At 68.6% G+C, this 12,289-nt stretch carries 16 protein-coding genes; 7 read left to right on the top strand and 9 right to left on the bottom strand.

What is annotated here, in order from left to right; genetic code table 11:
* Positions 1 to 14: 14 nt before the first annotated feature.
* The 3 genes from A5789_RS05470 to A5789_RS05480 form a co-directional block, all read right to left on the bottom strand.
* Complete coding sequence (locus A5789_RS05470; RefSeq protein WP_064901951.1) at positions 15 to 572, bottom strand: type 1 glutamine amidotransferase domain-containing protein; 558 nt, start codon at positions 570 to 572, stop codon at positions 15 to 17.
* A gap of 31 nt (positions 573 to 603) precedes the next feature.
* Complete coding sequence (locus tag A5789_RS05475; RefSeq protein WP_063017452.1) at positions 604 to 867, bottom strand: hypothetical protein; 264 nt, start codon at positions 865 to 867, stop codon at positions 604 to 606.
* Positions 868 to 1,366: 499 nt separating this feature from the next.
* Entirely contained in the window at positions 1,367 to 2,011 is a 645-nt protein-coding gene (locus tag A5789_RS05480) for a flavodoxin family protein (RefSeq protein ID WP_051755157.1), read from the bottom strand.
* A gap of 205 nt (positions 2,012 to 2,216) precedes the next feature.
* Here A5789_RS05480 and A5789_RS05485 point away from each other — a divergent pair, with 205 nt between their 5' ends.
* From A5789_RS05485 to A5789_RS05495, 3 genes are read left to right on the top strand one after another with little or no spacing between them, the layout of a single operon-like run.
* Positions 2,217 to 3,227 (top strand): iron-containing redox enzyme family protein, encoded by a 1,011-nt coding sequence (locus tag A5789_RS05485; protein WP_063017485.1) that lies wholly within the window; start codon positions 2,217 to 2,219, stop codon positions 3,225 to 3,227.
* 27 nt (positions 3,228 to 3,254) lie between these two features.
* Entirely contained in the window at positions 3,255 to 3,905 is a 651-nt protein-coding gene (locus tag A5789_RS05490) for a HemK2/MTQ2 family protein methyltransferase (RefSeq protein ID WP_064901950.1), read from the top strand.
* Positions 3,895 to 4,119 carry a CDGSH iron-sulfur domain-containing protein gene (locus A5789_RS05495; protein ID WP_197039777.1) on the top strand — a complete coding sequence of 75 codons (225 nt, stop codon included), beginning with the start codon at positions 3,895 to 3,897 and terminating at the stop codon, positions 4,117 to 4,119. The genes A5789_RS05490 and A5789_RS05495 overlap by 11 nt, the downstream gene beginning before the upstream one ends.
* Before the next feature lie 20 nt (positions 4,120 to 4,139).
* Here A5789_RS05495 and A5789_RS05500 read toward each other — a convergent pair whose 3' ends face one another.
* Complete coding sequence (locus A5789_RS05500) at positions 4,140 to 5,663, bottom strand: MFS transporter (RefSeq protein WP_064901949.1); 1,524 nt, start codon at positions 5,661 to 5,663, stop codon at positions 4,140 to 4,142.
* A gap of 181 nt (positions 5,664 to 5,844) precedes the next feature.
* On the opposite strand from A5789_RS05500, the gene A5789_RS05505 reads away from it, so the two are divergent.
* Positions 5,845 to 6,276: a hypothetical protein gene (locus A5789_RS05505; RefSeq protein WP_064901948.1), complete on the top strand. Its 432-nt coding sequence runs from the start codon at positions 5,845 to 5,847 to the stop codon at positions 6,274 to 6,276.
* 12 nt (positions 6,277 to 6,288) lie between these two features.
* Here A5789_RS05505 and A5789_RS05510 read toward each other — a convergent pair whose 3' ends face one another.
* On the bottom strand, positions 6,289 to 6,990 hold the full coding sequence (locus A5789_RS05510) for a TetR/AcrR family transcriptional regulator (RefSeq protein ID WP_193615511.1): 702 nt from the start codon (positions 6,988 to 6,990) through the stop codon (positions 6,289 to 6,291).
* Positions 6,991 to 7,094: 104 nt separating this feature from the next.
* Here A5789_RS05510 and A5789_RS05515 point away from each other — a divergent pair, with 104 nt between their 5' ends.
* Positions 7,095 to 8,171, top strand: coding sequence for a phosphatase PAP2 family protein (locus tag A5789_RS05515; RefSeq protein ID WP_193615510.1), 1,077 nt, complete (start codon positions 7,095 to 7,097; stop codon positions 8,169 to 8,171).
* 78 nt (positions 8,172 to 8,249) lie between these two features.
* Positions 8,250 to 8,609, top strand: coding sequence for a hypothetical protein (locus A5789_RS05520; protein WP_064901945.1), 360 nt, complete (start codon positions 8,250 to 8,252; stop codon positions 8,607 to 8,609).
* Between the two features lie 79 nt (positions 8,610 to 8,688).
* On the opposite strand, the gene A5789_RS05525 is transcribed toward A5789_RS05520, so the two are convergent.
* From A5789_RS05525 to A5789_RS05535, 3 genes are all read right to left on the bottom strand, one after another.
* Positions 8,689 to 9,081 carry a hypothetical protein gene (locus tag A5789_RS05525; protein WP_063016667.1) on the bottom strand — a complete coding sequence of 131 codons (393 nt, stop codon included), beginning with the start codon at positions 9,079 to 9,081 and terminating at the stop codon, positions 8,689 to 8,691.
* A gap of 141 nt (positions 9,082 to 9,222) precedes the next feature.
* Positions 9,223 to 10,047, bottom strand: coding sequence for an SAM-dependent methyltransferase (locus A5789_RS05530; RefSeq protein WP_064901944.1), 825 nt, complete (start codon positions 10,045 to 10,047; stop codon positions 9,223 to 9,225).
* 44 nt (positions 10,048 to 10,091) lie between these two features.
* On the bottom strand, positions 10,092 to 11,075 hold the full coding sequence (locus A5789_RS05535) for a helix-turn-helix transcriptional regulator (protein WP_227462858.1): 984 nt from the start codon (positions 11,073 to 11,075) through the stop codon (positions 10,092 to 10,094).
* A 343-nt stretch (positions 11,076 to 11,418) separates the two neighbouring features.
* On the opposite strand from A5789_RS05535, the gene A5789_RS05540 reads away from it, so the two are divergent.
* Entirely contained in the window at positions 11,419 to 11,823 is a 405-nt protein-coding gene (locus A5789_RS05540; RefSeq protein ID WP_063016663.1) for a hypothetical protein, read from the top strand.
* 43 nt (positions 11,824 to 11,866) lie between these two features.
* On the opposite strand, the gene A5789_RS05545 is transcribed toward A5789_RS05540, so the two are convergent.
* Positions 11,867 to 12,289: CdaR family transcriptional regulator (locus A5789_RS05545; RefSeq protein WP_197516555.1), on the bottom strand; the 423-nt coding region annotated here is incomplete at its 5' end.

The raw sequence follows: 12,289 nt of genomic DNA on the forward strand, positions 1-12,289 counted from the left end.
TCGTGCCGTCACCGTCACTTCGCGCCCACTTCGGTCTCGATCGCCGAACAGAACGCGTCCAGATCGCGCGGATTGCGGGAGGTGATCAGCGTCCAGCCGTCCTGCGTCCGGACCACCTGCTCGTCGACCCACTGACCGCCCGCGTTGCGCACATCGGTCTGCAGCGACGGATACGAGGTCATGGTCTTGCCGCGGATCAGATCCGCCTCCACCAGCAGCCACGGGCCGTGGCAGATCGCGGCGATCGTCTTTCCGGCGTCGGCGAATCCGCGCGCCAGGTCGACGGCCTCCTTGGTGGCGCGCAACTTGTCGGCGTTGACGGTGCCACCGGGCACCACCAGCGCGTCGAAATCGCTCACCGATACCGAGGCCAGATCGGTGTCCGGGTCGACGGTGGTGTCGGCTTCGGTGTCGTGCACGAAGGTCTGCACCGCATCGGTGGACTGGGCGGCGTGGGTGACGCGAATTCCGTTGGCGCGCAACTGCTTCAGGGGTTCCAGCAGCTCGTCGCGTTCCACACCGGTCTGTGAGGTGACCACCAGGACGGTGGGCTCTCGGTCGGGTCGGCTCATCTCGTCTCCTTCTCGGGGCTCGCGCGGGCGCTCAGGCGCCCTGCATGCGAATCAGCGTGTTGAGTAGTTCGGCCTGCTCGGCCAGTTCGTGCTGATCGGGGTGGTCGCCGATGCGGTCGGCCAGTTCGGGGCGCCGGATCAACTCCATTCCGTCCGCACCACTGTCGGTGGCGAGCCGGACCCGGCCTTCGGTCAGCACCAGGCGGGTGCCGGGGCTGCCCGCGTCCAGCAGCATCCGCAGATCCTCGGCGGTGACCTGCGGATGCGTTCCAGGGGTCTGCTCATCGGATGTCATGTCCGGCGGGTGCCCGGCGCGGGGCCGGTGAAACACCGGCCTGCTGAACCGGTGGCCGCGGATCACGGCCGGGTACGGACGGGTTCGGGTCGGGCGTTGGGCCGGGGATCGGGCGGCCAGGATCAGGCGGCGGCTCGGGAATGGGCTCCGGAGGTATCGGTCGGCCGGGGTCGGGCGGCGGCTCCGGAACGGGCTCCGGAGGGACCGGTCGGCCGGGGCTCGGCGGCGGCGGGCCGGGGATCGGATCCGGGGCGGGTCCCGGTATCGGGCGGCCGGGTTCGGGCGGCCGGCCCGGAACGGGACCGGGCTCCGGGAACGGCGGCCGCGGATCGGGTTCCGGGGCCGGGATCGGACGTTCGGGCGTGGGATCCGGAACCGGCTGTGGCGGAACCGGTTCCGGGACCGGGGTCTCGCTCGCCCGTATTCGCGGTCCGGCGCTTTCGGTGTACATATCGGCTCCTCGAACGCATGAAGATTCGCGGTGCGATCCGCCCGGGCCCTACGACGGATAGGCCGGGTAGGGCGCGGCCTTCAAGGTCCGCGCCAGATGCGCGGCATTGCGCGCCATGCCCGCGGTGGTCGTCGCGACGGCCTCGGGAGTGCTGTCCAGGTCCAGATAGTCGACGCCGCTCATGGCCTCGCCGTTCCAGTAGGTGCACCCCTGGGCCGGCACGGTGAAGCCGATGTCGTTGAGTGCCTGGAACGTGTCGGCGCAGATCTTGTGCGCGCCGTCCTCGTTGCCGACGACGGCGGCAATCCCCACCTTGCCCACCATGGCGGGCCGGTTCTGGTCGTCGGTGACCGACAGTTCGGCGTCGAGGCGTTCGAGCACCCGCTGCGCGACCGAGGACATGTGGCCCAGCCAGGTGGGCGTCGCGATCAGCACGATGTCCGCCGCGCTGATCTGTTCGCGCAGGTGGGGCCACTGATCGCCGTCACCCTCGTCCGCGGTGATGCCGGGTCGGATGTCCAGGTCGACCGCGCGCACGGTCTTGCCGGTGACGCCGTGGTTCGACAGTTCGCGCAGTACTTGCTCGGCGATCAGCTCGCTGCTCGATCGATCGGGCGACTTCTTCAGGGTGCAACTGATCGCGATGGCGGTGAGGTCGTCCCCGGGAGCTCGGGAACCGGTCGGGTCGTTCACAAGGTGCTCCTTTCGACGGGCGACGGGATGCTCTGTTTCGCGCATACCCGCCGATCCGCGCTCGAACCTGTCTGCCCCGGTGCGCCGATTGAAGGCGACGAGCACCGGGTATGCGGCGCCTATGGAGATTCCGCACCCCGAAGTGCGCCGAACATCCGGCCATCGGCACCTCTCGGCGTCCCGGCATCGGCCCACCCCGGCGCCGGTGACCGCGAATACCGGCGCGCCGCCGCTACCGCAGCCGCGCGGCGAACTCTCCGCCGGTCTGTGCGCACTGCTCAGCGGCACCGCCTGCCACGTCGATTTCGACACCGCGAACACCGACCCGTACGGCGAGGATCTGCAGCTGGCGTTGCACCTGTGCTACGAGTTGCATTACCGCGGTTTCGATTCCGTCGACCCGCGGTGGGAGTGGGACCCGGCGTTGCTGCGCATGCGCGCCCACCTCGAGGACCGGTTCCTGGCCGCGATGCGACGCGATGTGCCCGGCGGCGACGACCTCGACGGCGAACTCGACGATCTGCTCGTCGAGCCGGTCGAGGGCACGGGCGTCGGGCACTTCCTCAACGAACAGGGCCAGTGGTGGCAGGTGTGCGAATACTTCGCGCACCGCTCGATCTACCACCACAAAGAGGCCGATCCCTACGCGTGGGTGATTCCCCGTCTGCGCGGTCAGGCGAAGGCCGCGCTGGTCGCGGTCGAATACGACGAGTTCGGCGCCGGCCGGGGCGAGGACGTCCACGCTCAGCTGTTCGCCGATCTGCTGGCCGGCGCCGGCCTCGACGACACCTACCTGCACTATCTCGATGCCGTCCCCGCGCCGATGCTGGCGCTGGTGAACATGATGTCGCTGTTCGGCCTGCACCGGCAGTTCCGGGGCGAGCTGGTCGGCCACTTCGCGAGCGTCGAGATCGGGTCGCCACCCGCGGCGCGTCGCATGGTCGACACGCTGCGGCGGCTGGACGCGCATCCAGCGTGTGTGCGCTTCTACGCCGAACACGTGGAGGCCGACGCGGTGCACGAACAGGTGATGCGCCGCGACGTCATCGGGGATCTGTCGGTCCGCGAGCCCGAGTTGATCGCACCGATGGTCTTCGGCATCCAGGCGACGACATTGCTGGAGAACGCCATCGACCGCCACATGCTCGACAGCTGGTCGGCCGGGCGCAGCTCGCTGCGCGACCCGGAGGCGATCCCACGCGATCGCGCGGGTTGATCATCGGAAGGCGGGTATTCGGCGATCATGAGACTGTTCCGCGCACCGGGTGTCTACGCCCCGACAGCCGATACCGGACTGCTGATCAGAGCGCTGGGGGCCGCCGCCATCCCGGAGGGGTCCCAGGTGGTGGACGTGTGCACCGGTACCGGCGCCGTGGCGATCCAGGCGGGGCGGGCCGGTGCGTCCGCGGTCACCGCGGTGGACATCTCGCGCCGCGCGCTGGCCTCGGCGTGGCTCAACAGCAGGTTGCACGGGGTGCCGCTGGAATTGCTGCACGGCGATTTCGGCCGGGTGCTGCACCGGCGTACCTTCGACGCGGTGCTGGCGAACCCGCCCTACGTGCCGGGTCCTACCGAGATTCCGGCACATGGCCGGGCGCGCGCCTGGGAGGGCGGACCACGCGGCCGGGCGCTTCTTGATCCGCTGTGCCGGATGATGCCGGAGCTGTTGCGCACCAAGGGAATCGCGCTGATCGTGCATTCCTCGCTGTGCGATCCGGATCTGACCGTACGGCAACTGCGCGACGGCGGGCTCAAGGCCGCGATCGTCGTGCGGGAAACCTGCGAATTCGGTCCGGTACTGAACCGGCGCGCGCACTGGCTGGAGCGACAGCGCCTGATCGAACCGGGAACACGGCAAGAGGAGTTGGTGGTGATCCGTGCCGATCGAGAATGACGAGCCCACCCCCGGCCCGGCCCGCCGCACGCGGGTCACGCTCACCAAGGACGGTCCGGCGCTCGTCGAGGGGCCGGTGGAGTTGGTGACCGACGACGGACGCGTCGTGCGCTGCGATCGGTTCGTGGTCGCGGTGTGCACCTGCCGCCGGTCCGGGATCTATCCGCTCTGCGATACCACCCATCGCCGCCATCGCCGCAAACGCGGCGGCTGAACGCGCAGTCGGCGGGCGCGTCAGTGCTGCGGTGTCACGCTGGTGTGCCGCGGGATCAGTATCGCGGTGAGAACCGCGACGGCAGCCACCACACCGGCGGCCGCGTACGAGGTGACCGTGAGTGCGGAATCGAATGCCGCCGAAGCCATCTCGTGCACGCGGCTCCCGAGTTCACCGCCGATATCGCCGGCCACCGCGATCGCGCCGCCGGCCGATTCGCGGGCCGTCTCGCCCTGGGCTCCGGTCAGCGGGACCTCGCTCATGTAATGGGTGAACAGCGCGCCGTGCACACTGCCCAGCAGCGCCACCCCCAGGCCGTTGCCCAGTTCGTAGCTGGTCTCCTCGACCGCGCCGCCCTGGCCGACGCGTTCGGCCGGCACCGAGGAAACCAGAACCGCCGCGGCGGCGGTGACCGCGATGCCGTCACCGATACCCAGGCAGACCAGGACCAGCGCGACCACGGCGTAGCTGGTGGGTTCGGGCGAGGTCGCCAGGACCGCGAAGCCGGCGGCGAGGATGAGCAGGCTGGTGACCATCACTCCGCGCACACCGGTCCAGCGAAGCAGCGCCGGTGTCGTCAGCGAGCCGACCAGAGTCGCGACCGCGGCCGGCGCCGTCCGGATCCCGGCCTCGGCGGGAGAGTAGCCGTGAATGTATTGCAGCCACAACGAAATCAGGAACAGGGCGGCGCCGATCGCGATCATCGCCATCAGTGTCGCCAGGGCCGCGGCGAGGAAGACCGGTCGCCGGAACAGCCGGATGTCGAGCAGCGGATCGGTCAGCCGCAACTGCCGGCGCGCGAACCAGAACAGCATGGCGAGCCCGGCCAGCAGGACGCACACGTTCAGCACGATGTCCTCCCCGCGCGCGAGATGTTTGACGCCCCAGACGAATCCGACGATACCGAGCACCGACAGCGGCACGCTCGGCCAGTCGAACGGGGTGGTCGACGGGGCCCGGTATTCGGGCAGCAAACCGATCCCTGCCGCCAGCGTGAGCACGACCACCGGCACGTTGATCCAGAACGCCGCGGCCCAGCCGAAGTGTTCGACCAGGACGCCACCCACGATCGGACCCACCGCCGCGCCGACCCCGGCGATCGCCGCCCAGATCGCGATCGCCCGGGTGCGTTCGTGCGGATCGTCGAAGATGTTGCGGATCAGCGAGAGCGTCGAGGGCATCACCATCGCGCCGCCCACCGCAAGGAGCACGCGGCCGCCGATGAGCTGACCGGTGACCTGTGCGGTCGCCGCGACCACCGACGCGACGCCGAACAGCGCGAATCCGGTCAGGAACAGCCGCTTGCGGCCGATCCGGTCGCCGACCGCGCCGAAGGTGATCAGCAGGCCGCCCAGAACCAATCCGTAGATGTCGACGATCCACAGCTGCGCGAGCGCCCCCGGTTGCAGGTCCTCGATCAGCGAGGGCAACGCGACGTTGAGCACGGTGGCGTCCATGGCGACGAGCAGCAGGCTCGCGCACAGCACCGCCAGCATGCCCCAGCGGCCGCGTACGGGTGTCGCCGTCCGGTTCCGGTCGATCATCGGGCCTCCCGATTGCCGAAGCAGCTCCTGCTACTTTCCGGCAATCCTACAAATCCCGGATCGATGACCAAGGTCCCCGATGGCGGGGACTTTCGGCCCTGATCCGGCCACGTCGCGGCTGTTGAGGTGAGGAGCCGGCAAGGGAGACGGGTGAGGTGGCGCGAGGCAACGGGCAGGGCCCATGATGTTCGCCGGCGTCCACGACCCGGACAGCATCCGCGCGGCGTATGCCGACCGCGGACTGCCGGTCACGATGATCGGCCCCCGGCCGCATCTGGTGACCGGTGGCCGGTTCGGCCTGATCGCTCTGCCGAACCGACTGGGACACAGGATGATCGCCGCACTGCCGATCTGCGGTCCGGTGCTCGGGCATCCGCGGTCGCGGCGCCTGGCTTTCGTCGTCACCGCACCCGCCCTCGATCTACCGCTGGCGCTGCTGCATCTGCTGCGTCTGCACCGTGTCGTGGTGGTCGGGCCGCGGCGCTGCGTGGCGTTGCCCCGCTTCGACGGCGCCGGCCAGACGGTGCTGTGGGTGAACGAACCTCGCCGCGACGTCGTGGCACCGCGTGAGGCGGTGATCATCGACCTGGCCCTGCGCCTGTCGATCGACTAGTACTGCGCCCGACTAGTGCTGTGCCGCGGCCGCCTTGCGCAACCCGTCGAGAATCAGATCCAGGCCGAACAGATACTGCTCCTCGCCGCTGCCGTGCGTGATGACCAGTTCGGGCATCAGATCGGTGATCGTCGGATGGGCCACCGGATCCAGCATCTGCAGGCGGCTGGGGATGTTCTCACCGTTGCGGCGCGCCGGGGCGAACACATGACGCAGCGCCGAGCCGAAGGTGTATTGCAACAGCACCACGTATCCGCGCGCGGTCTCCTGTCGGCCGAGACCGGCGGCCCGTAACTGGGAGAGCACCAATTCCAGTGCGGCGGTGGCGGTATCGGCGAAATCGCCGTCGCCGTCGGGCTTCACGGCGAGTACCCGAAGCACCGCCGGGCGTTCCACGAGCAGCCGGTACAGCGCCTGGCAGCACGCCCGTACCCGATCGGCCCAGTCGCCGGAGACGTCCGGCGGATGGAAGCTGTCGAGCACCTGATCGCGCGCGGCCTGCAGCAGTTCGTCCTTGCTGCGGAAGTAGGTGTAGAGCGTCATCGTGCCGACGCCCAGTTCGGCGGCGAGGGCGCGCATGGAGATGCCCTCGCAGTCGGTGTCGTCGAGCATGCGCAGCGCGGCGTCCACGATCGCCTCGGCGCTGAGCGTATGGCGCGGTACTCGGCGGCGGCCGCCCCCGGTTCGGGTTCGTCGGGCGGGCTCAGATGTCACGGCACTGTCTCCGGTCGGGATGAAATCCGGTCTCGCCGCCATTGTAGTATGCACGTACGACGTACCGTACGTTGTACGTCAGCCCTCGTCGTGGAGGTCGGGTCGTGGCTGCAACAACCATCTCGGGTCCGCTCGCGCAGGTTCCGGCGCGAGCCGGGGGCTGGTTTCGGGAAGTGGTGCTGGTCGTCGTGGTGTATTTCGCCTACGACGGCGCCCGGCTGCTGGTCGGCAGCGGTATCGACCACGCCCGTCACGACGCGCACGCGCTGCTGCGGATCGAGGACTGGCTGCGGCTGGACCCCGAACTGTGGCTGAACCGGATCTTCGTCGGCCACGCCTGGATCGCGATTCCGGCCGACTTCGCCTACGCCACGCTGCACTACGTCGTGACTCCGGCGATCCTGATCTGGATGTGGTGGGCGCACCGCGAGCAGTACCGGGCGGCTCGCACCCAGCTGGGCATCGCGACCGTCGCGGGCCTGATCGGATTCGTGGCATTGCCCACCGCGCCGCCGCGACTGCTGGAAGAGTCCCACGGTTTCATCGACGTGATGGCACTGCACGCCTCGGTGGGCTGGTGGCAGGGTGATGCCGGCACGCCGCGCGGATTGGATTCGCTCACCAACGATTTCGCCGCGATGCCGAGTCTGCACGTCGGCTGGGCGCTGTGGTGCGGGCTGATGCTGTACCGCTTCGGCCGGACTCCGCTCGCACGCTGGGCCGGTGCCGGCTATCCGATTCTCATCACGCTGGTGGTGATCGGGACCGCGAACCACTATCTGCTCGACTGCGCCGCCGGTGCGGTCCTGATCCTCGCCGCCGGTTACGCCGCCGTGCCGTATCTGCGCCTCTGCGACGCGACCGCGGACGGCATCCGGGTCTGGTGGGCGATGGTGCGCGCGACGTCGCCGTGGCCCGCTCGGCGTCGTGCGGTGGTCGCCGCCTTCGCACCGGGCGCGGTCGCCGGGCCGGCACTCGGAATCGGCGCCGGGCTGGCCGGTGCCCTGCCGGAGCCGACGCGGGAGCCGCCCGTGCGCGGACCGGATCGGACCATCGACCGGGTCGCGGACGCCTCCGCGGGCGGACGAGGTGCGGCGGGATGCCGGGCGGCCGGCCGATCGCCGCGGCGTGCCAAACACCCGCTCGGGGCCGAGATCCGGTCCGGGCCGGACCTGGGCTGAACGTCGTCGCTCGCCTGGCGATGTCATCGGACGCCGGTAGAGTGACATCTTTCGATCGGGCCAGTCAGGAGGCAACAGGTGGACGTCAAATCGGCCGTGCGCGGCTTCAATTCGGTGGTACTCACGCTCACGGAGGCGCCGGTTCTCGGCCCGCTGATGCGGAAGGGGTTCGTCGAGATCAGCTATGTCGGGCGAAAGTCGGGTAAGACGTTCAGCACACCGGTGAACTATCGGCGTTCCGGCGATTCCATCCTCATCGGCGTCGCTATGCCCGATCGCAAGAGCTGGTGGCGCAACTTCACCGGTGAGGGCGGCCCCATCACGCTGCATCTGGACGGTGGCGACCGGCGCGGCCACGCCGTGGCGACGCGTGACGAGAAGGGCCGGGTGCGGGTACAGGTGCAGCTGGACGACAACACCGCCGCGGGCTCGGACTGATCCGGACACTCTGCGGCGCAGAGGTTTTCGAGGGGGGTTGGTGCCCGCGCGGGCGGGCACCGGAGACGTGCGGGAGCCGCTAGGCCGGTATTCGAGCCGTGAGACTGCTTGCGCGAGTGTCGTATTCGGCACCGTCGAGTGCCGGTGCGGTGAATCTGTGCAGATCGAATTCGTGGGTCCGCACACCGTGGTGGAAGGCGTCGAGCTCGGCTCGATCGAAGACGAGCTCCACATCCGTTGCGCGACGGCCGGTTTCGGTGCGCAGCACATAGCGTCCGTCGGGGCGCCGCAACTGCGTGATCGGTAATCGCTCGGTGCGCCCGGCACGGATACCCGCCTGGTATTTGTCGAACTGTTCGTCGGTGACCAGCAGCATCTCGGTGCTGCCCACGGCCGTGGCGGCGGTGGTGGCGGCAGTAGCGCACTTGTCGTCCCAGACGGCGGTCCATCCGTGTTTGCGTGCGACGCGCACGCAGTTCTGGTGCGGGGAACTGGCTGAGGCTTTTCGGAATTCACCTACGGTGAAGGTCGGTGGCCGCGTCATCGGATGCCCTTTCTACGGAGTAAAGCTGCCGGCGCACCGATGCGCGGACCGCCGCGCCGACCGTGCCGGCTAAGGCTTGTAGCCGACGGCCGCGAAATTACACGGCCGTGCCGGATCCGCTATGTCCACCGGTGCAGAGGGCCGCCAATCGGGGGCGTGCACGATCCCGGGATTCAGGAGTTCGAGGCCGTCGTAGAAGGCGGCGAAATCGTCACGGCGGCGCAGGGTCAACGGATCCGAGGTCTGCTTGTAGAGCTCTGCCGCCGCGGCCATTCCGCGTTGGACATCCTCGGACGCGTCGTCGAGACCGGCATGGCTCATCGCCACACAGCTGCCGCGCGGGAGCCGATCTCGTAGCTGGGCCATCAGCCGGTACGGGCGGTCGCTGTCCGGCACGAACGGCCAGACGCCGACGATGAGCAATCCGAGCGGCTGATCCGGATCGATGAGGCGCCGGGTCTCGGGATGGTCGAAAATATCGTCGGGACACCGCAGATCGGCATCGATGACCGCGGTGGTGGCGAGAGTGTCGGTACGGTGCAGCAGATCGTGCCAGCGCGCCACCGCCTCGGTGTTGTTGTCCACGTACACGACCCGGGTCCGCGACTCGTGGGCCCGCGCGATCTCGTGGGTGTTGCCCGCCGTCGGCAGGCCGGCGCCGATGTCGAGGAACTGCCGGATGCCGAGTGTGGCCATGAAATCGACTGCGCGGCACAGGAATTCGCGATTGTGCCGCGCCCAGGCATCGGCGTGGGGGAACAGCGCGAACACCCGCTCACCGAAGACCTTGTCGACGTCGAACAGCGCCTGTCCCGACAGATAGTAGTGGTACATGCGCGCCGCCGAAGGCCGGCTCGTGTCGATGTCGCGTGAGGGAAAGTCGTTGTCGCTCATAGCTGCCCGGCACTCCTTAGGCTTTGCAGATTACGGTCGGTGGGTCACGTCCCGGTGACGCTCTCGCGTCGGAACGAACGCGCGATCCGGTCGATGAACGCTCGCGACCGATCGGGATCCGCTGCGGCCGCGGATAATCGGTCCCAGACGGTCTCCCGGGCGCGTACCGCGGGCTTGTCGTCGATATAGCGAATGTCGCCCTGGCTCTCCACGATCGCCATGTCCAGGTCGCCCGCCGCGCCGGGGGAGGGGACCCGCACCAGCGTGAAGCGGTCCTCCATCCCCGCGCCGCGGGTGGGGACGGTGAACGGCAGCACCTGCAGGATGATGTTGGGCCGATGCGACAGTTCGAGCAGGTATTCCAGTTGTTCGGCCATCACCGCGCGGCCGCCGTATTCGCGGCGCAGGCACGATTCCGAGAGCACGGCGTGGAAACGCGGCGCGGCGGGACCGGTGAGGACGTCCTGGCGGGCCAGTCGCGCGCGTACGGAATCCTCCACGGTGACCGCACAGGGATCGGCGGACGCGGTCTGCGCGTCGTGCGGGGGTTCGTGCAGGGCCCGGATATAGGGCTCGCATTGGATCAGTCCGGGCACGATCTCGGCCTCGGTGACCCGCAGCAGACTGGCGTGGGCCTCGAGGTCCACCAGCAGACGCAATTCCTCGAGGTAGGCGCGGCGGTGACCGGTATTCCAGAAACCGCGTTTGTGGTTGTCCCGGCGTAACGCCTCGAGGCTGTCGAGATACCCGGGGTCGGTGAAACCCAATGCGACCGCGAGGCGTTCGAGATCGCCGACGGTGATCGAGCTGGCGCCGTTGATCAACATCGCGATCCGGCTCTGGCTGGTATCGATGATCCGTGCGGCCTCCGCCTGATTCACCCCCGCGGTGCTGATCATATGTTCGATCTCGCGGCCCAGCAGCAATTTTCGCGCGGTACGTAATCGGGCTCCCATGGGTGCCAGCGTATCGGCGCGGCGCGCGGCCCGGGAGGTCGACGAAACGAGGCACTGCTGCGTGATGATCATACGCCCGACGAAATCTCTTCCGCCCCAATCGCTTTCCTTCGCGTGATAATCACGCTAGCATGTATCACGTTCAGGCTATCACGGTTTCGGCGACAGCCGAGTGCGGCCGGAGTCGCGAATATCCGCGGATCTCCCGGAATCAGCCGACGGTTCTCGTATGCCGGACTGGGCCGTCCGAATTGCGGACGGATGACCCGAATTCGGCCGACGATTGGGAGATCTCACAACCGCGGACCCCTGTGGTTCGGATGTTTGGGCCAACCCGCGCCGACTGCTCGTAATCACCGCGCGTCACCGTTACCTTCGTCAGTGCGATGGGGATCGGGCGCACGGAAGGAGCGCGATGCCGGCCTACGACTCCTGGGATGCGGAATCCGCGGAGGGCGATGGATTCGATTCCGGAAATGCCAGGAGTGCAACGCATTCCGATCCCGCGATAGTCATGCGGATGGGATTCGAACTGGCGCTCATCCTACTCGGCGATGCGCCCACCGGGGCGGCGCGGGCGCTGCGGCGACTCGAACACGCCGCGGCGGTGTGGGCGCGCGACGGCGTACCGATCGATATGGTGCAGCACGCGATTCACGACGGGGTGAAACTGACCCTTGATCGCATCGATCCGGCCGGTGGTAAAGGAACCACCGATCCGGTGGCCGATCGCAGCTTCCTGGTCGACATGCTGGATCTGCTGACCTGCACCGTCTCCCGCGCCTACGTCGCCGAAATACGCAGACACCCTGCCCACTGACCGCTGCTGCGGTGCGGCGACCGATGCCTCTTCCGGTAGGGCCTCATGCGGTGGTGTAGGTGCGGGCGACGAGTGCGGAGCGGAGGTACCAGAGTCCGCTGGCTTGGGTGGGGTCGAAGCCGGTGAGTTGGGCGATGCGTTTGAGGCGGTAGTCGACGGTGTTGGTGTGGACGTGGAGGAGTCGGGCGGTGCGTTGGCGGTTGAGGTTGTTGGCGATGTGTGTTTGGAGGGTGGTGAGGAGTTCGGGGTGGTGGTCGAGGGGGTTGAGGAGGGTGCCGAGGTGGTCGCGGCCGGGGCCGGGGCGGGTGAGTTGGTATTCGAGGGCGAGGTCGTCGAAGCGGTAGAGGCCGGGGATTGATCCGAGGCGGGTGACCATGTCGAGGAGTTGGTGGGTTTGGTCGGTGGCGGTGGGGAAATCGTCGAAGGTTCGCGGCCGGCGGTGCGCGCGGGCCGGGTGGACGGGTTC

The sequence above is a fragment of the Nocardia sp. 852002-51101_SCH5132738 genome (assembly GCF_001665695.1).
In the GTDB taxonomy this organism is placed as follows: domain Bacteria; phylum Actinomycetota; class Actinomycetes; order Mycobacteriales; family Mycobacteriaceae; genus Nocardia; species Nocardia nova.